This is a genomic window from Actinosynnema sp. NPDC091369, from assembly GCF_044757065.1.
In the GTDB taxonomy this organism is placed as follows: Bacteria; Actinomycetota; Actinomycetes; order Mycobacteriales; family Pseudonocardiaceae; genus Actinosynnema.
In genome coordinates this window covers 898,690-919,717 of the sequence record NZ_JBIVUG010000002.1, presented here as the reverse complement: position 1 = coordinate 919,717, position 21,028 = coordinate 898,690, and the positions used below count along the sequence as shown (strand labels likewise).

At 73.9% G+C, this 21,028-nt stretch carries 15 protein-coding genes; 8 read left to right on the top strand and 7 right to left on the bottom strand.

Features of this window, described 5'->3' with window-relative positions:
* Positions 1–52: 52 nt before the first annotated feature.
* From ACIQMJ_RS12240 to ACIQMJ_RS12220, 5 genes are all read right to left on the bottom strand, one after another.
* Positions 53–871, bottom strand: a complete 819-nt coding sequence (locus ACIQMJ_RS12240) for a phytanoyl-CoA dioxygenase family protein (protein ID WP_499761004.1) — start codon at positions 869–871, stop codon at positions 53–55.
* Between the two features lie 117 nt (positions 872–988).
* Positions 989–1,960, bottom strand: a complete 972-nt coding sequence (locus tag ACIQMJ_RS12235; protein WP_499761003.1) for a hypothetical protein — start codon at positions 1,958–1,960, stop codon at positions 989–991.
* Between the two features lie 28 nt (positions 1,961–1,988).
* Positions 1,989–3,515: an OmpL47-type beta-barrel domain-containing protein gene (locus ACIQMJ_RS12230; RefSeq protein ID WP_499761002.1), complete on the bottom strand. Its 1,527-nt coding sequence runs from the start codon at positions 3,513–3,515 to the stop codon at positions 1,989–1,991.
* A gap of 37 nt (positions 3,516–3,552) precedes the next feature.
* Complete coding sequence (locus ACIQMJ_RS12225) at positions 3,553–7,533, bottom strand: ThuA domain-containing protein (RefSeq protein WP_499761001.1); 3,981 nt, start codon at positions 7,531–7,533, stop codon at positions 3,553–3,555.
* A 32-nt stretch (positions 7,534–7,565) separates the two neighbouring features.
* Positions 7,566–8,612 (bottom strand): multicopper oxidase domain-containing protein, encoded by a 1,047-nt coding sequence (locus ACIQMJ_RS12220; protein ID WP_499761000.1) that lies wholly within the window; start codon positions 8,610–8,612, stop codon positions 7,566–7,568.
* Positions 8,613–9,343: 731 nt separating this feature from the next.
* On the opposite strand from ACIQMJ_RS12220, the gene ACIQMJ_RS12215 reads away from it, so the two are divergent.
* Both ACIQMJ_RS12215 and ACIQMJ_RS12210 read left to right on the top strand, forming a co-directional pair.
* The gene (locus ACIQMJ_RS12215) at positions 9,344–10,438 is read left to right on the top strand and encodes a chymotrypsin family serine protease (protein WP_499760999.1); all 1,095 of its coding nucleotides are present in this window, start codon (positions 9,344–9,346) and stop codon (positions 10,436–10,438) included.
* Between the two features lie 123 nt (positions 10,439–10,561).
* The gene (locus ACIQMJ_RS12210; protein ID WP_499760998.1) at positions 10,562–11,479 is read left to right on the top strand and encodes a helix-turn-helix domain-containing protein; all 918 of its coding nucleotides are present in this window, start codon (positions 10,562–10,564) and stop codon (positions 11,477–11,479) included.
* 7 nt (positions 11,480–11,486) lie between these two features.
* On the opposite strand, the gene ACIQMJ_RS12205 is transcribed toward ACIQMJ_RS12210, so the two are convergent.
* On the bottom strand, positions 11,487–12,677 hold the full coding sequence (locus ACIQMJ_RS12205; RefSeq protein ID WP_499760997.1) for a polyprenyl synthetase family protein: 1,191 nt from the start codon (positions 12,675–12,677) through the stop codon (positions 11,487–11,489).
* A 52-nt stretch (positions 12,678–12,729) separates the two neighbouring features.
* Positions 12,730–13,908: an ROK family transcriptional regulator gene (locus tag ACIQMJ_RS12200; RefSeq protein ID WP_499760996.1), complete on the bottom strand. Its 1,179-nt coding sequence runs from the start codon at positions 13,906–13,908 to the stop codon at positions 12,730–12,732.
* A gap of 234 nt (positions 13,909–14,142) precedes the next feature.
* Here ACIQMJ_RS12200 and ACIQMJ_RS12195 point away from each other — a divergent pair, with 234 nt between their 5' ends.
* From ACIQMJ_RS12195 to ACIQMJ_RS12170, 6 genes are read left to right on the top strand one after another with little or no spacing between them, the layout of a single operon-like run.
* Positions 14,143–15,300 (top strand): inositol-3-phosphate synthase, encoded by a 1,158-nt coding sequence (locus ACIQMJ_RS12195; RefSeq protein WP_499760995.1) that lies wholly within the window; start codon positions 14,143–14,145, stop codon positions 15,298–15,300.
* Positions 15,297–16,151, top strand: coding sequence for an SCO3242 family prenyltransferase (locus ACIQMJ_RS12190; RefSeq protein ID WP_499760994.1), 855 nt, complete (start codon positions 15,297–15,299; stop codon positions 16,149–16,151). Before ACIQMJ_RS12195 ends, ACIQMJ_RS12190 begins: the two co-directional genes overlap by 4 nt.
* A complete protein-coding gene (locus tag ACIQMJ_RS12185; RefSeq protein WP_499760993.1) occupies positions 16,148–17,560 on the top strand; it encodes an EboA domain-containing protein in 1,413 nt (470 codons plus the stop codon). The genes ACIQMJ_RS12190 and ACIQMJ_RS12185 overlap by 4 nt, the downstream gene beginning before the upstream one ends.
* Complete coding sequence (locus ACIQMJ_RS12180) at positions 17,560–18,411, top strand: TatD family hydrolase (protein ID WP_499760992.1); 852 nt, start codon at positions 17,560–17,562, stop codon at positions 18,409–18,411. The genes ACIQMJ_RS12185 and ACIQMJ_RS12180 overlap by 1 nt, the downstream gene beginning before the upstream one ends.
* Positions 18,408–19,523: a metabolite traffic protein EboE gene (gene eboE, locus ACIQMJ_RS12175; RefSeq protein WP_499760991.1), complete on the top strand. Its 1,116-nt coding sequence runs from the start codon at positions 18,408–18,410 to the stop codon at positions 19,521–19,523. The genes ACIQMJ_RS12180 and eboE overlap by 4 nt, the downstream gene beginning before the upstream one ends.
* Positions 19,520–20,929: an alkaline phosphatase family protein gene (locus tag ACIQMJ_RS12170; RefSeq protein WP_499760990.1), complete on the top strand. Its 1,410-nt coding sequence runs from the start codon at positions 19,520–19,522 to the stop codon at positions 20,927–20,929. The genes eboE and ACIQMJ_RS12170 overlap by 4 nt, the downstream gene beginning before the upstream one ends.
* Positions 20,930–21,028: the final 99 nt, after the last annotated feature.

The following is a 21,028-nucleotide window of genomic DNA, read 5'->3' as shown; positions in this document are numbered from 1 at the left end:
AGGGGGCGGCAGGTGTGGCGGGCAGGGGCGGGCCGGGGAGGCCGGAAGGGGGCTACTCGGCCGCGCCCATCACGAGACCTTCGATGGTGTGCCTCTGCACCAGCGGTTCGAGCCGGTCCACGACGCGGCACCCGAGGTGGGCGCGGACGTCCTCGGGCAGCCGTTCGTGGTAGGCGCGGCTGACGACCAGGTCGTTGCGGTCGTTCACGACCCCGGCGGCGACCACGCCGAGGACCAGCACGGGCCGCGACGACTCCGACCGGTTCGGCGTGCCGCGGTGGATCGTCAACGCCGACCGCGCGGAGATGTCGCCGCGCCGAGGCATCTTCTGCTGCGCCAGCGCCTCGTAGCGCGGGTAGTGCGACTTCGGCGGGAACATGCCGTGCTCGAACTCCGCGCCGTCGTCCCACTGCGTGCCGGGCGCGATCTCGAACGGCCCCATCTCGGGCGTCGTGTCGACCGTCGTCACGTTGAACGCGAGCGAGGTGAGCCGGCGGTCCCGCACGGTCTCCTCGGGCGCGGGGAAGTCGCGGTGCCACGGCTGGGCGACCGCGCCGGGCAGCGGCACGTCGAACCCGAGCTCCACGACCTGGTAGTCCGGCCCGAGCACGGCCCGCGCCACCTCGACCACCCAGGGGTGGGTCACCAGGTCGAGGAAGCCCCGGACCCGCTCGGGGTGGATCTCGACGTAGAAGCGGTTCGGGCCGCGGCCGATCGCGCCGTCCGGGCGTTCGAGCGCTTCCCGGAACAGCACCTCGACGTCCTCGCGGAGCCGGTCGGCCCAGTCGGGCGGGAACGCGCCGCGCCGCGCGGTGATGCCGTCCGAGTACAGGTCCCGAACCGGGTCCCGGGGTTCGTCAGCGCTGGTCATGACCACCTCTGCCCTTCGTCGCGAGAGCGGACCGCCACCGAACGTAGCAGAATTTCCAACGTTGTAAACGCTGGTGGACGCCTCGGGCCCGCACGATCGCGAGCCCGAGGACGACGGTCAGAGCCGGGCCGCTCCCCGCACCGACGCGGACGCGCCGGCCCGGGCGCGACGCTCGCGTGCCCGCTCCTCGGCGGTGCCGCGCACGCCCTCGGTGGCGGCGGCGGAGAGGGAAGGCGCCGAGTGGTCGCCGACGATCCCGCCGCGGATGCTGTTGTTCGCCGCCACCTCGGCCACCGGGTTGTTCGCGGTCAGCCGGAGCACCCCGTTGACGATGTTGTCGTCCAGGGTCGTGCGGCCGCCGGTGGTGTTCGAGATGCCGACGTCCCGGGCGAAGTAGCCGCCCGAGGCGCAGCTGTCGAGGCCGCCGTTCGGGCCGAGCTGCACGCCGCCGAGGTTGCCGGCGAACGTGGCCCGGCCGCCGACCGCGGTGCCGCACACGACGCTGCCGGTCGGGTTGTTCAGCACCGACAGCGTGCCGTCCACGAAGCTGTCGTGCAGGTCGGTGAAGTAGGTGGCGGTGGTGCTGACGTCGCCGGTGACCTCGCTGCCGGTCACGCTGACCTCGCCGACACCCGCGGTGAGGTCGCCGTCGACCGTCGAGCCCCGCTCGACGAACAGGAAGCCCTCGATCGCGGCCGAGCCCTTCGGCTCGACGACCACGCCGCCGACGTCGGTGTCGCTCAGGTAGAGCCCGAAGCCGCCGGACGCCAGCGTGACGCTGCCGTCCACCCTGGTGCCGGTCGAGTCGAGGTAGCCGTCGGCGGCGACCCGGACCTCCCCGTTCACCGTGCCGCCGGTGATCACGAGGTTCGCGCCGGCGGCGACGCGCACGTTGCCGGTGACGGTGGTGCCGGTCAGCGCGCACGACTCGCCCGGCGGCACGTACAGGTCGCTGGGCACCGTGACGGCACCGCCGCTGCCGACGCAGTACATCACCAGGTCGGCGTGCGCGTTCTGGGCGGTGCACAGCACCGACGCGGTGACGACGGCGCTCAAGGTCGCGAGCGCGGGTGCGGTCCGTCTGGCCATTGCGGTTCTCCCTGCTGCTGTGAAGGAACTACTCGCCGATGTCGGATCGCGAGGCCGCGCGCACGAGGACGGCCTGCTCCCGCGGGGTCAGCACGCCCCTGGCCACCAGGTCGGTGGTGACGAGGTCGACGTGCCGGACGAACGCGCCGTGGTCGGGGTGCTCGCCGTGCTGGTCGATGAGGTCGCTGACGGTGCAGCCGTCGCCGGTGTCGACGTTGGCGACCCGGGTGTCCTCGGCCCCGATGACGACCGTCGGGCGCGTGTCGGAATCGGGGCAGGCGTCCGCGCCGGGCTTGACCACGGTGAAGGACACCGACTTCGCCTCGGCCGCGTTGCCGGCCTTGTCGGTGGCCCGGTACCGCACCGTGTGGCTGCCCGCCGTGCCGACCACGACCGCCGCCGAGTACGCGGTCCAGGCGCCGCTGTCGAGCGCGTACTCGACCCGGTCGACGCCCGACTGCGCGTCCGTCGCGGTGATCGTCACGGTCGCGTTGTCCAGGTAGGCGCCATCGGGGTTCTTGGCCCCGGACACCGCGGCGGAGGTGGTGGGCGGCTCGGTGTCGACCGGGGTGGCGACGACGGTGAAGGCGACCATGCCCTCCGGCGAGGTGTTGCCCGCGTTGTCCGTGGCGCGGAAGTGGACCATGTGCGATCCGGGCGCGGTGACCTCGACCGGTGCGGTGTAGGCGGTCCACGGCCCGGAGTGCAGCTGGTACTCCCGGCTGCGGACGCCGGAGCCCGCGTCGGTCGCGGTGATGGTGACGGTCGCCTTGTCCACGTAGTTGCCCTGGGCGTCCTTGGTGCCGGCGACGTCGGCGGCCACCTCGGGCGGTGTCGTGTCGGACGGCGGCTCGACCACCCGGAACGACACCGAGCCGACCTCGGAGGCGTTGCCCGCCCGGTCGGTCGCCCGGAACCGGACGGTGTGGTCGCCGACCGCCGTGACGCGGACCGGTTCGGTGTAGGGGGCGAACGCGGCGTCGTCCAGCCGGTACTCGACCGACGCCACCCCGGAGCCCGCGTCCGAGGCGGTCACGGTCACCGTGGCGCTGCCGAGGTAGTCGCCGGCGGTGTTCTTGGCGCCGGTGACCTCGCCCGCCGCGGTGGGCGGCGTGGTGTCCTCGCCGCCCTCGGTCACGGTGAGCTCGCCGGACATCGTGCCGTGGCCGGGGATCGTGCAGAAGTAGCGGTACTTGCCCGGGGTGAGCGTCACCGCGGCCTCGTGCCTGCCGTTCTGCGCGTCGAACGGGTTGGCCAGGACGTTCAGGTCCACGTCGTGGTTGTAGCCGGGCGTGGAGGTGTCGAAGGTGAGCGTGTGCGGCATGCCGGTCGTGTTGCCGGTGGCCTCGCTGTTCTCGAAGACGATCTTCGTCGGGCCGGGCGCCGCGGTGGTCGGCGCGGACTTGTAGCGGGTGATGTCGTTGTCCGCGGTCCAGGTCAGCACCTGCTCCTGGGCCTGGACGGGAGCGGTGGGCGCCGCGGTGGCCGGGATGGCCGCGGTCGCGGCCGCCCACAGCAAGGCGGCGGCCACCGCGGCGGTCGAACGTCGGAACATGGTGCACCTTCCCTGAGCGCGGGCCGACCGGACGCGGCTAGAGCGACCGCACTCGGATGTTGCGGAAATCGATCACGTCGGACGCGCCGTGGTTCTGGAGGCCGAGGAAGCCCTCGGCGAACTGGCGCAGGTCGGTCGGCGGGTCACCCGCCCGGGACGACTGCTTGCCCGGGGCGTTGTCGAACTGGTTGATCACCACGCCGTCGCGCAGGATCGTGTAGCGCTGCCCCACGACCCGGACCTCGTAGTCGTGCCAGCCGTCCTTGGCGGGCGCGCCGGACGGCGGCAGGCCGACCGGGTCGAAGTTGTAGACCGATCCGGTCTTCTGCGGCTCGCCCGTCTCGCCGTCGTAGATCTGGATCTCGTGCCCGCAGTAGATGGCCACCCACGCCGCCGACGTCCTGGCCGAGCCGACCGTCCCGCAGCTGCCCGGCGGGCGCTGGTCCACGGGTGTGCGCGGATCGGGGAACCGGGTGAACACGCCGCTGTTGGCGCGCACGCCGTCCGGTGACGCGTCGCGGAACTGGAGCTTCACCGAGAAGTCGGCGAACTGCTCGCGCGCGTACCACAGCATGCCCAGGCCACCCGACGAGCGCAGCGCGCCGTCCGGCTGGACCGAGAACGACCCGGACGGGGCCTGGACCCAGCCCCGCAGCGATTCCGCGGTGCCGTCGAAGATCGGCTCGTACCCGGTGTTGCCCGCCGTGCCGATGTCGGAGCCCGCCGCCGCTCGCGCCAGCGCGGTGCTCTCGCGGGCGGTGAGCACGCCGTCGCGCTGCAACCGGTCGGCGACCTCGGTGACGTGCCGGACGAACGTGCCGTGGTCGACCCACGGGCTCTCGTCGTCGACCAGGTCGTTGACCGTGCAGCCGCCGCCGACCTGCTCGTTGGGCACGCCCGAGTCGGTGTCGCCGAGCCACACCGTCTCCCGGTCGTCGGGAACGGCGCAGCCGACGTCCACGGTGAGCGGCACGACCTGCGTCTCGCCGTCGGCGTAGGTGACGGTGAGCTCGGCCCGGTACCGGCCGACGCGGTCGTAGGTGTGGCGCGGGTCGGCCTCGGTGGACGACGTCCCGTCGCCGAACTCCCAGCGGTGCGACGCGCCACCGGACTTCGAGCCGGTGAACGCGACGGTCAGCGGCTTGCCCTGCACCGCGACCGACGTGGCGGCCGGCTTCGGCGTCTTCGCGCCGCCCTGGTAGGTGATCCGGATGAGCTTCTGGTTGGCGTGCAGGCTGAAGAACCCGCCGCCGTAGTCGAGCAGGTACAGCGCGCCGTCCCGGCCGAACTTCGCGTCCATCCAGCTCTGCACCCGGTCGTTGCCCAGGCCGCCGGGGATGATCGCGCGCAGGCTCTCGGCGAACGCCGGGGGAGCGGCCGTCGGCACGCCGGCCGGGTCGACGGTCACCGCGACCCGGTTGGCCGAGTTGGACTGGTCGCCGATGAACCACTTGTCGTCCCAGTACTCCGGCCACGCGACGCCACTGGCGGTGTCGACCAGCTCCCGGTGGTAGGTCGGGCCCGTCATGACCGCCTGGCCGCCGCCGCGCAGGTACGGCTGCGTGTAGGTGGCATCGGCCGGCTTGTAGGTGGGGATGCCGCTGCCGTCCGGGCGGGCCGGGAAGACCGGGCCGCCACCGCCCGGCGCGTACCAGATCATGTTGTTCTTCACCGGCGGCAGGTCGACCAGCCCGGTGTTGCGCGGCGAGTGGTTCTTCGGCGCGTCGCAGTCGTACCAGCCGGTCAGCACGGTCGCGTCGGTGCTGCTGCGGTCGCGGTAGGGCTGCTTGTTGCCCATGCAGTAGGGCCAGCCGTGGTTGCCCGCCTCGGTGATGATCGTCGCCGTTTCGTACTTGGCCGGGCCGAGCTCCGGGCTCGGCTGGGTCGCGTCCGGGCCGACCCACGCGGCGGTCAGCCACTGCGTGACGGGGTCGACCTGGAGGCGCGAGATGTTGCGCACGCCCATCACGTAGATCTCCGGGCGGGTCTTCTCGGTGCCCGGCGGGAACAGGTTGCCCGGCGGGATGGTGTAGGTCCCGTCCGGCTCCGGGTGGATGCGGATGATCTTGCCGTTGAGGTCGTTGGTGTTGCCCGCGGTGCGGCGGGCGTCCTGGAAGGACAGTCCTTCCCAGTCGGCGGTCCAGTTGTTGCCGGAGTAGCCCTGCGAGCCGAGTGAGGAGTTGCTGTCGCCGGAGCCGATGTAGAGGTTGCCCTTGGCGTCGAACGCCATGCCGCCGCCCGCGTGGCAGCAGCTGTGCTGCTGCACCTCCCACTGGAGGAGGTCCTTGCGGGTGCCCAGGTCGATCGTCCGGGTGGCCTTGTCGTAGGTCAGCCGCGACACGGTCCGCTTGCCGGTCCGCTTCTCCCGGTCGACGGTGTCGTGCGGCATCCAGTAGACGTAGAGCCGGCCGTTGTCGGCGAACGCCGGGTCGGGCACGATGCCGAGCAGGCCCTCCTCGTTCTTGACCAGCTCGGTGCCGCTGCCGCGGTTGCCCATGACCGGCAGCGTCGCCAGCAGCTTCACCTGCTTGGTGGCCGGGTCGAACTGGTGGATGGTGCCGCAGCCCAGGCCGACGTTCGGGTTGGTCCACTCGACCACCGGGCCGGTCGGGCAGGCCGCCTTGCCGACGTAGAACACCGTGCCGTCCGGGGCGACGGTCAGGCCGTGCGGCTCGCCGATCTGGTCGAGCTGACCGGTCTGGTTGGCCGCGGTGAGCCGTTCGACCTTGTAGTTCGCCGCGATGGTGGCCTGGCAGTCGGCGCGCACCAGGCCGGTCGTCCACCGGAGGGCGCCGGTCAGGTGGCTGCGCAGGGCCGGTTCGCCGTAGCCGTCCTCGGTGTGGCCCATGCCGGTGTAGAAGGACCGGCCGCCTTCGTAGTCACGGCACCAGGACACCGGGTGGAACGGTCCGTTCGCGCCCGGTCCCGGGTCGTAGTGCCGCTCCTCCACCTGCGCGACCGCGTGCACGGTGCCGACCGGGTTGGGTTCCCAGTTGTACCAGCGGTCCGTGCGGGTGAGGTTGAGCGGCAGGCCCGCGTTCGCCGGGTGCTGCCGGTCCAGCACGTTCACCACCGACCGGTGCGGTTGCGGGTCCGGGATCGGCGTGGGGTCGCTCGCGTACAGCCGCAGGTCGGCCAGCTGGATCAGCGGTTCGCCCGAGTTGGCCGTGACGGAGAGGCGGTAGTGCTGGAACGACCGCGGCTCGGCGATGGTGAACGTGCGGCTCTGGAAGCGCTCCGCGAACGCCTGGCCGGTTCGGCGGTCCAGGTCGGTCCACGTCGTGCCGTCCGCGGAGCCCTGCAACGTCCAGTCCTTGGGGTCGCGGCCGGGCGCGTCGTTGGCCGAGGTGAGCGCGTAGCGGTTCACCGCGGCGGCGGCGGGCAGCTTGAAGGCCGCCCACGCGGTCGTGCTGCGGACCAGCCACTTGGTCTCGGGCTTGCCGTCGGCCAGCATCTCCTTGGTCTCGTTCGGCGGGTTCTCCGCGCTCGCCGTCACCGCGCTCACCGTCTCGGGGGTGGCGGTGGTGCCGACCGGGCGGGTGCCGATGAGTCCGGTGAACCAGGAGGACTCGGGCTGCGCCTTCGCCGCGTCGGCCACGCCGAGGAACCCGCCGCCTCCCTTGACGTAGTCGCGCAGCGCCGCTTCCTGGTCCCGGCTCAGCGGCGCGCCCGCCGCGGACAGGAACACGACGCCGCGGTACTTCGCCAGGTTGTCCGCGGTGAACGAGGCCGGGTCGGACGAGGAGTCGACGCCGATGCCGTTGGCCGCGCCGATCTCGCGGAACGCCTGCGCGGCGCGGGCGACCGGGTCCTGCTGCTCGGCGGCCGGGCCGTGGAAGACCAGCACCGACACCGGCGCGGCGGCGGTGGTTCCGGCGGGCGCGCGGACCGGCGTCGCCGGGGCGGCGGTGGCGGCGGTGAGCGAGCCGCCGAGCACGACCAGCGCGGCGACCAGCGCGGTCGACGCCTTCCGGGCCGTTCTGGAGCGGATCCCGCCGGGAGACATCCTTGACCCCATCCCTGACTCCTTCGTCGTCGCCGGTCGCGAGGTCATCGCGTCGGCGGGTGCTGGTGCGGCGCGTGGGCCTCGGCCTGGGCCGCCGCGCCGTGGTCGTGCCCGCGGAACCGGTCGATCGCCTCCTGCGCACCGGGCGGCATGCTCCCGTCGGCGTTGCGCACCAGGAAGATCCCGGACATCCCGGTCTCCGAGTGGCTCTGCACGTGGCAGTGGTACATCCACGCGCCCGGACCGACGCCGTCGCCCGCCAGCACCTGGAAGCCGAACGAGCTGCCGGGGTTGAGGTCCTTGTTGTCGACCACCCGGCTCGGGTCGGTCAGCCCTTCGAGCATCCCGGTGCGGTTGTCGGCCCACCGGTGCGCGTGCAGGTGGAAGGTGTGGAGCTGGTTGCCGTGCCCGATCGCGATCCACTCGACCCGCTGGCCGAGGTTCGCCTCGAACATCGGCGTGTTCGGCGCGACCCGGTTGTTGACGCTCATCTCGTTGAACACCACGGTGAACTGCTTGTCCGGCAGGATGTCGCCGCGCCGGCGCACGACCAGCGCGCCGTAGAGCCCGCGCGCGATGCCCAGCGAGCCGTGGTCGGTGCCCATGGCGTGGTCGTGGTAGTGCCAGTAGCCGGCGTTGCCGGGCATCAGCCGCCTGCCCTCGGTGGCGACCGCCTCCCGCGAGCGCCAGGTGTACGTGCGCGTCTCGCCCGGGTTGTTGAAGGAGGCGTTGAGGGGGCTGCCGTCGGAGTCGACGCTGTAGTCCACCCCGTGCGGGTGGATCGACATCCGCCGGTCGGTGTTGTTGACGAGCGTGATCTCCAGCGTGTCGCCCTCGTAGATCTCCAGCGTCGGGCCGGGGATCGTGGCCCGGCCGGGTGCCAGGCCGTAGCCGTACTCGTTGCCGGGCAGGGCTTCCGCGTACAGGGTGATCTTCTTGACCACGCCCGACTGCGCGGCGGCGGTGCGCTGCGGTGCCACCGGACCGAGCGCGAGCGCGGCCGGCACGGCCAAGCCCGCCGTGCCGGTGGCCAGCACGGTGCGGCGGGACACGAGCCGGGTGAACCAGCCGGGTCGGGCGTGCTCGTCCATCGTTCTCCATCCGGGGTCGGCGGCGGCTGTCCGGCACGGGCGCGCCGGTGCCACTGGGGCGTGGAAAAGGGCGCGTGCGTATTCGGGAATGGCCGGACGCCATTTCCCCGCGTTTGATGGACCGTCGGTCGCGCAAGTGCGCGGACGGTGTCGGAGGTCGTTGTCGGCAGGTCGGCGGATCAGCGAAGTTCGGCAGTCTTTCGCATCATCCATCTGCAACTTATGCATGGTTTCGACAAAAGTGAAGGGCCGATCGGCCTAACGGACCGGACAGTCCTTGTCAGGTTCCGACGGCGATCCCGGCGCTCCTGGAACGGTTCCGTCGCGGGCGTGCGCGCGTACCGGACTCGTGCGCCCCGGGCAACCGCACGGGCTCGGATCGGGTGCCGTTTCCGCTCGGATGCTGCTCGGCGCGTTGCTTCTACCTGCGGAAATGTTCCGGGTTGCGCGGAGGTCGAAATTTCGGGGCCGACGGCAGCGGGTCACCGCATTGCCCGGGAGGTGGGTGATCGGGTGGTATCCGGATCGGGAGGCCGTGCGCCGGCGGGCTTCCCGACCGTGGTGAATGCGGGTTCCCCCGATGGTCGCCGACCGCATTCGGCTATCCGCACGACCGTGCGGGCCGCGGCACCCCTCGTCCCCCGTCGACAAGGAGTCGGACCGTGAATTCATCGAGGAGAAGGAATAGTCGGGCGAATGTCCTGCTGGCCGCCGCGTTGGCGGTGGCGGGGGTGATCGTCGCGCCGACCGCCGTGCCCGCCCGCGCGGAGGTCGTGCCGCCGGCCACCGCCGGGTGGGACCGGGCGCAGGCGCAGCGGCCACTGGTCGAGGCGGCCGAGACCGTCCGGGCCGAAGTGGAGCGGGGCGCGAACGCCGGGTACGCCGGCATCGTCCTGGGCGAGCACGACGTGACCGTGTGGTGGAAGGGGGACGTGCCCGCCGCGATCACGGCGGCCGTGGGCCGGGCGTCCCGGAAGGCCGCGGTGCGCGTCGAGCGGGCCGCGCACTCGGAGGCGGAGCTGTCGGCCGCCGCGGCGGAGGTCCGGCAGTGGCTGGACACCCACCCGGACAGCGGGTTCCACGGGGTCAAGAGCCCCGGCGACGGCAGCGGTCTGGTGCTGGCCGCCCACCCGGGGGTCGGCGCTGCGACCGCCACGGGGCTCGCGATGCTGGGCGAGCGGGTCGACGTGCCGCTCGCGGTCCGCCACGAGGAGCCGCTGCGCGAGGTCTCCCGCCAGAACGACTCACCGCCGTGGTGGGGCGGCGCGCGGACGTGGAACCAGACGGCGAGTTCCCTGTGCACGTCCGGTTTCGGCGTGCGGGACGGCTCGAACCGGCGGTACCTGCTCACCGCCGAGCACTGCGGGCAACCCGGCCACCGCATCGCCGACCGCACCGGCGAGTACATCGGCACGGTGAGCCAGGGGCACGACGACCACGACATCGCGCTCATCCCGACGTCCAGCGAGGACTACGTGTACGTCGGCGGTGGCGACAGCAACAGCGGCGTCAAGGTGGTCGGCTGGGGTCACGTGTTCGTCGGCCAGCACCTGTGCCAGTCCGGCGTCACCAGCGCGGAGCAGACCGGGGGACCGGTGTGCGACCTCAAGGTCATCTTCTTCTGGCAGGACCGCGAGGACCTCGTGGAGGCCGAGCAGGTGCAGGGGCTGACCTCCGCGCGGCCCGGCGACAGCGGCGGGTCGGTGTACTCCGCGGGGTCGGGCGGTGTGGTCGCCAACGGCACCGTGACCAGGGCCGGCGGGGCGCGGATCGGGTTCCAGGACTTCGCCACCGCGAACCGCGACTTCGGCGTCACCATCCCGTGAGCGCGGGACGCCGGCCGGTGGTCCCGCGACCACCGGCCGACGTCCCTTGTCCACAGTGGATGGAACGGTTGCCTGCCGGGCTACGATTCCCTCGGACGGGGGACGGTCGGTGCGGGTGGTGGTATGACGCGATCCGGGGACGAGGGAGCGGGCCGGTACGTCGACGCCCGGCTGTGCACCGAGCCGTTCCACGTGGCGCTCCGCACGGCGATCCGGCAGCGGGGGCTGACGCTGGAACGGCTGCGCTTCCACCTCGCCCGCCGCGGCGTCCGGGTCGGCCTGTCCAGCCTGAGCAACTGGCAGAACGGCCACAGCAGGCCGGAGACGGCCGGTTCGCTGCGCGCGGTGCGGGCGCTGGAGGACGTCCTCGACCTGCCGCCGCGCTCGCTGGTGCGGCTCCTGGCGCACGGCGGCCGGCCGGTGCACACCCACCGCGCGCCGATCCACGACCTCACCCCCGTCGCGGAACTGCTCGACACCGTGCCGGGCGCGCACGACCACGACGTGGAGCTGGTCAGCGTGCAGCACAAGGTCGTCATCGACGGGGCCCGGCGCACGGAGTCGCTGTGGACCCGCTGCGCGGTGCGCGCCCTGCGCGACGGGGTGGATCGGTACGTCGCCCGGTACTACGGCAACCCGTCGTGCGTGCCGGCCGCGGTGCGCCCGCGCCCGTTGGGCAACTGCCGGTTGGGCCGGTTCGTCCCGCACGCCGGCGCGCCGGTGCTGGTGTACGAGCTGCTGTTCGACCACGTCCTGCGGGCCGGCGAGACGTGGGTGTTCGAGACCGAGCTGGTCGACCCGGCGGCGGGGGTGTCCACGGAGTTCGCGTGCGGCTTCCGTTACCCGGCTGAGCAGTACGTGCTGGAGGTGCGGTTCCACCCGGGCGCGCGGCCGAGGTCGTGCCACTCCTTCGCGCAGCTCGACCTGGCCGACGAGCGCCACCCCACCGGGGAGTTGATGATCAGCGCGCACGGCACCGTGCACCTGGTCGCCTCGGCGGTCAGCTCGGGCGTGCTCGGCATCCGGTGGGAGTGGCCCTAGCCCGCGGTCAGTGGTCGCGGTGGACGATCGCGTGGGCCAGGGCGGTCAGCTCGGCGGCGGCCCGCGGCACGGGATCGACCGAGCGCAGGTGGCGCAGGGACGCGGCCAGGAGCAGCTCGGCCTGCCGCTCGCTCCACGCCCGGCCACCGGCCCGCTCCACGAGCTCGGCCGCGCGCGCCGCATCGGAGTCCGGGTCCCGCCGGTGCTGCCCGGCCGCGGGGGAGGAGGCGGAGGCGAGCCGGTTCGGCCGCGCCAGGTCGGTCGCGCGGGTGGGATCGGGGATGGCCGGGTCGTTCCGGCGCGGCTGGGCGGGGTCAGCGGCGTCGGCGGCGCGGGTGGCGTCGGCGGGAACCGGTTCCCGGTACAGCTCGGCCAGTTCGCGCCCGGCCGGGGTGTCGGAGGTCAGCGCGGCCACCACGGGCAGCGACTTCTTGCGGGCGCGCAGGTCCGCGTGCACCGGCTTGCCGGTCCGACCGGGCTCGCCCCAGATCCCCAGCAGGTCGTCGACGTGCTGGAACGCGACGCCCAGCCGGAGGCCGAAGTCCCGCAACCCCGCCACCGCCACGGCTTCCGCGCCGCCGAACAACGCGCCCAGCGCGCACGCGCCCGCCAACAGGCCGCCCGTCTTGCGCTCCACCATCGCCACGCACTCGGCCACACCGACGTCCTGCCGGCTCTCGAACGCGAGGTCGGCCTGCTCGCCCTCCACGAGGTCCCGCACCGCCGCGTTCAGCACCCGCACACCGACCAGCGCGGCCGGGTGCCCGCTCGCGGCCAGCACGTCGAACGCCGCCGCCAGCAGGGCGTCACCCGCCAGGACCGCCGCGTCCAGGCCGAAGACGTGCCACGCCGACGCGCGGTGCCGCCGGGTCCGGTCGCCGTCCAGGACGTCGTCGTGCAGCAGGGTGAAGTCGTGCACCAGTTCCACCGCCGCCGCGGCCGGGACGGCGGCGCTCGCCGTGCCCCCGACCGCCTCGGCGGCCAGGAGGGTGAGCGCCGGGCGGATCGCCTTGCCGCCCGCCGCGTCGGTCCGCCGGCCGTGCTCGTCCCACCACCCCCGGTGGTACCCGGCGACGAGCCGCAGGGGAGCGGGCAGCGCGTCGACCGCCTCGCGCAGCGCGGGTTCGACCAGGTCGCGGCTCCACGCCACCACGTCGCGCACCGGTCGGGCGCGGTCGACCGCGTCGGGTGACACCATGCCTCGGCACCTCCAGCTCGGTGGGTCGTGCGCGGGCGGGGACCGCCGGAGGTCAGGCCAGGTCCCGGTCCACCACGGCCGGGGACAGGACGTGCTCGACCACCATCGCCGCCGCGCCGAGGACGCCGGCGTCGTCGCCCGCCTGGGACGGCACGATGCGCAGCTTCCCGGTCGCCAGCGGCAGGGAACGCCGGTAGATCGCCTCCCGCACACCGGCGAGCAGCATCTCGCCGGCGAGCGCGACCGTGCCGCCCACGACGATCAGCGACGGGTTGAACATGCTCACGCACGTGGCGAGCACCTCGCCGATGGTGCGGCCCGCCTCCCGCACCGCCTTGCCCGCCTCGGGGTTGCCCGCCCGGACCAGCGCGACGACGTCCGCGCTCGTGTGCGCCTCGATCCCGCCGGCGCGCAGGGTCGCCGCGATGGCCGGCCCGCCGGCGACCGCCTCCAGGCAGCCGGTGTTGCCGCAGCGGCACGGCACGTCGCCCGCGTTCGGGGCCAGGATGTGGCCGAGGTCGCCGGCCGCGCCCACCGCGCCGCGGTGCAGCATCCCGTTGCTGATGAAGCCCGAACCGATGCCGGTGGCGACCTTGACCACGATGAGGTGCTCGGCGTCGGGGAAGCACGTCCGGTGCTCGCCGAGCGCCATCAGGTTGACCTCGTTGTCGACCAGGACCGGCACGCCGAACTCCGCGCCGACGCGCGCGGGCACGTCGTAGCCGTCCCAGCCGGGCATGATCGGCGGGTTGTTGGGCCGCCCGGTCGAGTGCTCGACCGGGCCCGGCAGGCCGATGCCGACGCCCGCGGGCCGCACCGAGTCGAGTTCGGCTTCGGTGAGCAACGACCGCCAGGTGGTGACCAGCCCGGCCAGCACGGCGTCCGGGCCGTCGGCGATGTCCTGCTCCAGCCGGCGCACGGCCAGCGGCGCGCCCGTCAGGTCGGTCACGGCGACCGTGGCGTGGGTGGCGCCGACCTCGGCGGCCAGCACGACCCTGGCGCGGGCGTTGAACACGAACCTCCCGGCCGGCCGTCCGCCGGTCGACGCCTCGTTGCCGCCGTCGCTGACCAGGCCCGCGTCCAGCAGGGTGTCCAGCCTCGCCCGCACCGTCGAGCGGGCCAGGCCCGTCACCGCGGTGAGCTCGTTGCGCGTGCGGGGCACGCCGTCGCGCAGCAACCGCAGGAGGTCCCCGGCCGAAGCCGAGCCCAGGAGCGGGACGTCAGCGTTCACCGGTCAATTGAACCAGAGGATGCCCGACATCTGGCTGTCGTCCGCCGAAACCCTGCGGACTTTTGATTGACACCCGCCATTAGCCCCCTTAGCGTTCGCCACATGGCTGTGACGCGCCTAACACCCTCGGTGACGAGGTGTTCCCGTGCCGCGGCCACCCGAGGTGATCGAGCCGGCCACGGCCGTTCCGCGCCCGCGGCCACCACCGACTGAGCGGGTTGAGGAGGGCGGCCAATGGCGGACGGACCCACCGGGCTGTGGCTGATCGGCGCACGCGGATCGGTCGCGACGACGGCCATCACCGGGTTGCTCGCGCTGCAACGGGGCTTGGCGCCACCGACCGGGTGCGTCACCGAACTGCCGGAGCTGGCCGGCGTGCCGCTGCCCGGCTGGGACGACCTGGTCGTCGGCGGGCACGACGTGGTCGGCACGGCGCTGCCCGAGCGCGCCGAGCGGTTGGCCGACAGCGGCGTGCTGCCGCACCGCCTGGTCGAGGCCGTCGCGGTCGGGCTGCGCGCGGCCGACCGCGAGGTCCGCGCGGGCTACCACCCCGTCACGCACCGGGGCAGCCAGGCGGACGCGGCCCGGCGGCTGGCCGCCGACATCGCCGGGTTCCGCGAGCGGCACGGCCTGGCGCGGGTCGTCGTGGTCAACGTGTCCTCGACCGAACCCCCGGTGCCGGACGCGCCCGAGCACGACGACCTCGCGGCGCTGGAGGCGGCGCTGGCCGACCCGACGCGCGCGGTGCTGCCGCCCAGCTCGGTGGCCGCGTACGCGGCGCTGCGCGCGGGCTGCCCGTTCGTCGACTTCACCCCGTCCACCGGCATCGCGCTGCCCGCGCTGGACGAGCTCGCGCGCCGGGAACGGCTGCCCTACGCGGGCCGGGACGGCAAGACCGGGGAGACCCTGCTGCGGACCGTGCTCGCGCCGATGTTCGGCGCGCGGGCGCTGCGGGTGCGGTCGTGGTCGGGGACCAACCTGCTCGGCGGTGGCGACGGCGCGACGCTGGAGGACCCGGCGCACGCGGAGAGCAAGATCGCGTCGAAGGCGCGCGGCCTGGCCGCGCTGCTGGGCAAGGACGTCACCGCCCCGCTGCACATCGACAACGTGCCGGACCTGGGTGAGCGCAAGACGGCCTGGGACCACGTGTCCTTCGAGGGCTTCCTGGGCGTGCCGATGTCGTTGCAGCTCACCTGGACGGGCATCGACTCCGCGCTCGCCGCGCCGCTGGTGCTCGACCTGACCCGGCTCGTCGCCGCCGCCCACGCGGCCGGCCGGACCGGACCGCTCGGAGCGCTGGCGTTCTTCTTCAAGGACCCGCTGGGCAGCGACGAGCACCGGTTCGCCGAGCAGACCCGGGAGCTGTACCGCTGGGCCCAGGAGCTGGCGTGAGGGCGTACGCGGAGCTGGTCCGCGCGCCGGCGGCGCTGACCGTGCTCGGTGACACCCTCGTCGGCGCCGCCGCGGCCGGCGCACCCCTGCGGGGCAAGCGCTTGCTGCTGCCGCTGGCATCGGTCGCCCTGTACTGGTCGGGCATGGCGCTCAACGACTGGGCCGACCGCGCGCTGGACGCGGTGGAACGCCCCGAGCGCCCGATACCGTCCGGCCGGATCAGCCCCCGTGCCGCGCTGACCACCGCCGCCGCCCTCAGCGCGACCGGCCTCGGCCTCGCCGCGGCCGCCGGCGGGCGTGACGCGCTCGCCGTCGCCGCGCCCCTGGCCGTCGCGGTGTGGTCCTACGACACCGTCCTGAAGGACACCCCGGCCGGACCGCTCGCGATGGCGGTGTGCCGCGCGCTCGACGTGCTCATGGGCGCGGGACGGGAACGGGCCCGCACCGCCCTGCCCGCCGCCGCCGCGATGGCCGCGCACACCGCCGGTGTCACGGTGCTGTCGCGCGGCGAGGTGCACGGCGCGTCACCCGGCACCGCCAAGGCCGTGCTCGGCGGCACGGTGGCGACCACCGCGGCCACGATCGCCCGCCCGGTCCCGACCTGGCGGCACCGGCTGGGCGCGCTCGCCGGGGCCGCCGCGTACGCCGGCACGGTGGGACGCGCGCAGCTCGCCGCCGTGCGCGATCCCGGCGCGGGCGCGGTGCGCTCGGCCACCAAGGCCGGCATCCACGGCATGGTGCCGTTGCAGTCCGCGCTGCTGGCCCGGAGCGGTGCCCTGCCCGCCGCGGTCGCCGTCGCGCTCGTCCTGCCCCTCGCCCGCGCGCTGAGCCGGAAAGTGGGTCCGACATGACGTTCCGCCTCGGGTACGGCACCAACGGCTTCGCCAACCACCGGCTCGACGACGCGCTCGCCGCCATCGCCGACCTCGGCTACACGGGGGTGGCGCTCACGCTCGACCACCACCACCTGGACCCGTTCGCCCCCGACGTCGGGCGGCAGGTCGACCGGGTCGCCGCGCGGCTGGCCGACCTCGGGTTGAGCGCCGTGGTCGAGACGGGGGCGCGGTACCTGCTCGACTCCCGCCACAAGCACCACCCGACGCTGGTCAGCGACGACCAGCCGGTCCGGGTCGACTTCCTGGTGCGGGCGCTGGAGATCGCGGCCGGCCTCGGTGCCGACTGCGTCTCGTTCTGGTCCGGCATCGTGCCGCCCGGGGTCGGCGACGACGAGGCGTGGCAGCGGATGCGGTCCGGCGTCACGGCGGTCCTGGACGGCGCGGACCGGCACGGCGTGCCGGTCGCGCTGGAACCCGAGCCCGGCATGCTCGTGGAGCGGCTCGACCAGGCGCTGCGGCTGCGCGACGAGCTCGGGTCGCCCGCCCTCCTCGGCGTCACGCTGGACGTGGGCCACTGCGTCGCGGTGGAGCCGGTGGACGCGGCGTCGTGCATCCGCCGCGCGGGCGACCTGCTGCTGAACGTGCAGCTGGACGACATGTTGCCCGGCGTGCACGAGCACCTGGAGTTCGGCGAGGGCGACCTCGACCTGCCCGCCACGCTCGCCGCGCTGGACGAGATCGGCTACACCGGTCTCGCCGCCGTGGAGCTGCCCCGGCACAGCCACGCCGCACCCGATGTGGCGCGCCGGGCGATGAGCGCGCTGCGCGCGGCCTCACCCCACCCGTGGCTGGCCGGGGCCGTGCGGTCCGTGCGGTCCGATCCGGCGGCCATCCGCACCCTGTTCCCCGCGGTCGGCCGTTCCGTCGGCCGCACGCCGGTGCGCGCCGAGGCCGACCCGCTCGGCGTGGTGCACGGCACCGTGGACGACCGGGCCCGCGCCCGGCTGCTGGCGGCGTTCGCCGCGGTCGTCGAGCCGGGGGCGTTGGCCGAGGAGCTGACCGCGCTCTACCGCCACGGCGACGACGCCGAGCGGCGCGGCGTCCTGCGCGCCCTCGCCGAGGTCGGGGCCGCGGTGCCCGAGACCGGCGTCGACCTGGTCAAGGACGCGTTGCGCAGCAACGACACCAGGCTCGTCGCGGCGGCGCTGGGACCGTTCGCCGCGGACCACCTCGACGCGCACGCCTGGCGGCACGGTGTGCTCAAGTGCCTGTTCCTGGGGATCCCCCTCGACGCCGTGGCCGGGCTCGACCGGCGCGCGGACGCGGAACTGCTGCGCATGGTCCGCGCGTACGCCGACGAACGGCGGGCCGCCGGACGCGCCGTGCCCGACGACGCGCTCGAACTGCTGAGGAGCGAGAGCTGATGCGCATCTTCGACCCGCACATCCACATGACCTCCCGCACCACGGACGACTACGAGGCGATGCACGCCGCCGGTGTGCGCGCGGTGGTCGAGCCCGCGTTCTGGCTGGGCCAGCCGCGCACGAACGTCGGGTCGTTCACCGACTACTTCGACGCCCTGATCGGCTGGGAGAGGTTCCGGGCGGCGCAGTTCGGCATCCGCCACCACTGCACGGTCGCGCTGAACCCCAAGGAGGCCAACGACCCCCGCTGCACGCCCGTCCTGGACGTGCTGCCGCGCTACCTGGCCAAGGACGGCGTGGTGGCGGTGGGCGAGATCGGGTTCGACTCGATGACGCCGGAGGAGGACGAGGCGTTCGCCCGGCAGTTGGAGCTGGCCGTGGAGCACGAGCTGCCCGCCCTGGTGCACACACCGCACCGGGACAAGGCCGCCGGCACGGCCCGCACGCTCGACCTCGTCCGCGAGTCCGGGCTGGCACCGGAACGCGTGCTCGTGGACCACCTGAACGAGACGACCGTCCGCGCCGTGGCCGATTCCGGGTGCTGGATGGGCTTCTCCATTTACCCGGACACGAAGATGGACGAGACCCGGATGGTGGCCCTGCTGCGCGAGTACGGCCTGGACCGGGTGCTGGTCAACTCCGCCGCCGACTGGGGCCGCTCCGACCCGCTCAAGACCCACAAGACCGGGCTGGCCATGCTGGCGGCCGGGTTCGACGAGGCCGACGTGGACCGCGTGCTGTGGCACAACCCGGTCGAGTTCTACGGGCAGAGCGGCCGGCTGATGCTGGACGACACCGCGCCCGCGGACACGTTCGCCGGCAACTCCGTGCTGCGGGGCGAGCGCGCATGACGCCGATCGCCTACTGCACCAACGTGCACCCGGCCGAAGACCTCGCGGGCGTCGTCGCCCAGCTCGACCGCTACGCCGTGCCGGTCCGCGAGCGGCTGGGCGCGGACGAGCTCGCCCTCGGGCTGTGGCTGGCCGAACCGGTCGCCTGCGGCCTCGCCGAGGACCCGGCCGCCCGCCGCGGCCTGGCGGGGGAGCTGCGGGCCAGGGGACTGACCGTGAGCACGCTCAACGCCTTCCCGTACGGCGGTTTCCACGACGAGGTGGTCAAGCACTCGGTCTACCTGCCGACGTGGACCGACCCGCGACGCCTCGCGTACACGATGGAGTGCGCCGCCGTGCTGGCCGACCTGCTGCCCGACTCGGCGTCGTACGGCAGCATCTCGACGTTGCCGCTGGCCTGGCGCGAGCCGTGGACCGAGGACGACGACGCGCGGGCCCAGGCCGCGCTGGGCGAGCTGACCGGCTTCCTGCGCGCCGAGGCGGTCCGGCACGGCCGACCGGTGAAGCTGGCCGTCGAGCCCGAGCCGGGGTGCGTGCTGGACACCGTGGCGGACGCGGTCGCGTGGCTGGCCGACCGGGTCGACCACGACCACGTCGGGCTCTGCCTGGACACGTGCCACCTCGCGGTGTCCTTCGCCGACCCGGTCGAGGCGGTGAAGTCGATCCACGCCACCGGGCTGTCGGTGGTCAAGGTGCAGGCGTCCGCGGCGCTGGAGGTCGCCGAACCCGGCACGGCGGAGGGCCGGGACGCCATCGCCGCGTTCGCCGAACCCCGCTACCTGCACCAGGTCCGGGAGCACACCCCGGACGGCGTGCTCGCGGCCGACGACCTGCCCGAGGCGCTGGCGTCGCTGCCGGCCGAACACCCGTGGCGGGTGCACTTCCACGTGCCGCTGCACGCGCGACCGGCCGCACCGCTCACCTCCACCACCGACGTGCTGACGGCCGCGATGGACGCGGTGCGCGCCACCGCGGACACCGCGCCGCACGTCGAGGTCGAGACCTACACGTGGACCGTCCTGCCCGACGCGGACGCCGTCGACCTGGCGGACGGCATCGCCGCCGAACTGCGGTGGGCGGCGGACCACCTCGGCGAAGGGAACCGCGGATGAAACCCCTGGTGGTCATCGACGTCGTCGGCATGACGCCCGCGTTGCTGCCGCACATGCCCAACCTGCGCGCGCTCGGCCGGCGGGGGTGGCAGGCCGACCTGGGCACCGTGCTGCCCGCGGTGACGTGCAGCGCCCAGTCCACGCTGCTGACCGGGCTCACCCCGGCGCAGCACGGCATCGTCGGCAACGGCTGGTACTTCCGCGACCTCGGCGAGGTGCACCTGTGGCGGCAGCACAACCGCCTGGTGCAGGGGGAGAAGCTGTGGGAGACCGCGCGCCGCCACCGCCCCGGCTACACCGCCGCCAACATCTGCTGGTGGTACGCCATGGGCGCGTCCACCGACGTCACCGTCACCCCGCGGCCGATCTACCACGCCGACGGCCGCAAGTCGCCGGACGCGTACGTGCGCCCGCCCGCGCTGCACGACGAGCTGGTGGGCGAGCTGGGCGAGTTCCCGCTGTTCCAGTACTGGGGTCCGACCGCGGCCCTGAAGTCCAGCGAGTGGATCGTGGGCGCGGCCCGGCGCGTGCTGAAGGCCCAACGACCCGACCTGCTGCTGGTCTACGTCCCGCACCTGGACTACGACTTGCAGCGGTACGGACCGGACGCACCCGAGTCGGTGCGCGCTGCGGTGGACGTCGACGCCGCGCTGGCACCCCTGATCGCGGACGCGGACGCGGCCGGTGCGACGGTCGTGGCGTTGTCGGAGTACGGCATCACGCCCGCGCGCCGGCCTGTGGACGTCAACCGCGCGTTGCGCGCCGCCGGGCTGCTGGAGGTCTACGCGCAGGCCGGGATGGAGCTGCTGGACCCGTGGACGTCCCGCGCGTTCGCGGTGGCCGACCACCAGGTCGCGCACGTCTACGTCGCCGACCCGGCCGACGTGCCGCGCGCCAGGGCCGTGCTGGCGGAACTGCCCGGCGTGGACGTGGTGCTCGACCGGGAGGCGCAGGCGGCGGTCCACCTCGACCACGAGCGCTCGGGCGAGCTGGTCGCCGTGGCCGAGCCCGACGCGTGGTTCACCTACTACTACTGGACCGACGACGACCGCGCCCCCGACTTCGCCCGCGGCGTGGAGATCCACCGCAAGCCCGGCTACGACCCCGCCGAGCTGTTCTTCGACCCCGCGGACCGGCTGGCCAAGGCGAAGGCCGGGCTCAACCTGGCGCGCAAGAAGCTGGGCCTGCGCTACGCGATGAACGTCGTGCCGCTCGACCCGTCGTGCGTGCGCGGCACGCACGGCAGGCTGCCCGACCGCGCCGCCGACGGCCCGGTGCTGCTGTGCTCGGACCCGCACGTGCCGGACGGGGTGGACCGCACCGGCCGGATCGACGCCACCGACGTGCGCGACCTCCTGCTGGCGCTGCAAGGGATCCCGGCGTCGGACAAGGAGGCCGCCCGGTGAGGTAGCGGCCACCGGGTGGCCCGACGGGCCGGCACCGCACGGGTGTCGGCCCGTCGGCGTGCGCGCGTTCTCTGGTCCACTGTGGACTGTCGATGCCGC

Coding starts and splice junctions, on each gene's coding strand:
- ACIQMJ_RS12205 (WP_499760997.1), bottom strand. CDS start 12,677: ATGGTGTCACCCGACGCGGTCGACCGCGCCCGACCGGTGCGCGACGTG.
- ACIQMJ_RS12230 (WP_499761002.1), bottom strand. CDS start 3,515: ATGTTCCGACGTTCGACCGCCGCGGTGGCCGCCGCCTTGCTGTGGGCG.
- ACIQMJ_RS12240 (WP_499761004.1), bottom strand. CDS start 871: ATGACCAGCGCTGACGAACCCCGGGACCCGGTTCGGGACCTGTACTCG.
- ACIQMJ_RS12180 (WP_499760992.1), top strand. CDS start 17,560: ATGCGCATCTTCGACCCGCACATCCACATGACCTCCCGCACCACGGAC.
- ACIQMJ_RS12225 (WP_499761001.1), bottom strand. CDS start 7,533: ATGGGGTCAAGGATGTCTCCCGGCGGGATCCGCTCCAGAACGGCCCGG.
- ACIQMJ_RS12185 (WP_499760993.1), top strand. CDS start 16,148: ATGACGTTCCGCCTCGGGTACGGCACCAACGGCTTCGCCAACCACCGG.
- eboE (WP_499760991.1), top strand. CDS start 18,408: ATGACGCCGATCGCCTACTGCACCAACGTGCACCCGGCCGAAGACCTC.
- ACIQMJ_RS12170 (WP_499760990.1), top strand. CDS start 19,520: ATGAAACCCCTGGTGGTCATCGACGTCGTCGGCATGACGCCCGCGTTG.
- ACIQMJ_RS12220 (WP_499761000.1), bottom strand. CDS start 8,612: ATGGACGAGCACGCCCGACCCGGCTGGTTCACCCGGCTCGTGTCCCGC.
- ACIQMJ_RS12235 (WP_499761003.1), bottom strand. CDS start 1,960: ATGGCCAGACGGACCGCACCCGCGCTCGCGACCTTGAGCGCCGTCGTC.
- ACIQMJ_RS12195 (WP_499760995.1), top strand. CDS start 14,143: ATGGCGGACGGACCCACCGGGCTGTGGCTGATCGGCGCACGCGGATCG.
- ACIQMJ_RS12210 (WP_499760998.1), top strand. CDS start 10,562: ATGACGCGATCCGGGGACGAGGGAGCGGGCCGGTACGTCGACGCCCGG.